Raw genomic sequence first — 587 nt, 5'->3', positions numbered from 1 at the left:
GTAAATGTTGGTTTGATCTTCTTCTGGTACGTATAGGTACTGAAGCTGTGGTTCTAGCGTTTGTGTGTAGCCTTTGATCCAACTGGTGTCACGCTCTAAGTAAATCTGAGCATGGGTACGAAACTCAGGAATAACACGAGAAACTTGTTCATCAAGCCGGTTTTTCAAGTCCACGTCGGTCAAGCCAGTAAGGTCTTGAGAGTAGTAAGTGGAAAGTACGCGCGCTTCCGTTGTCCAAGTGGCCCAAGAGTTTGACAGCGGCATGGTTAGTCCCGGCTCTATGTGAACGCGAGTCGCGTTTGGTCGAGCGGTATCACTAGTGTCAAAACGGCTGACTTGGCTTTTTACGTCGAAGTTAAGGTGATCACCCCACAACGGCGTGTAGTAGTTCAAATCTAATTGAGGAAGTAAACGATATGGACGGTTTTCTTCTTTCAAGAGGATTTGGAAATCTCGAACGGTTAAAGACGCATCCCAGAAATCTGAACGGTACTGCACATGTCCTTCTTGGACTAACTGGCCGTCTTCACGGTTACCGATGTCAGAGTCCAAATCTAGGAAGTAATCAATGTCACTGACTTGTGAGT

The 587-nt window shown here is 46.3% G+C and carries 1 protein-coding gene; it reads right to left on the bottom strand.

What is annotated here, in order from left to right; genetic code table 11:
• Positions 1-587: LPS assembly protein LptD (gene lptD / locus R7Q11_RS27920; protein WP_225467202.1), on the bottom strand; the 587-nt coding region annotated here is incomplete at both ends.

Source organism: Vibrio sp. 970 (genome assembly GCF_033339075.1).
The sequence above is the reverse complement of the archived record's forward strand: the minus strand, read 5'-3'. Positions and strand labels throughout refer to the sequence as shown.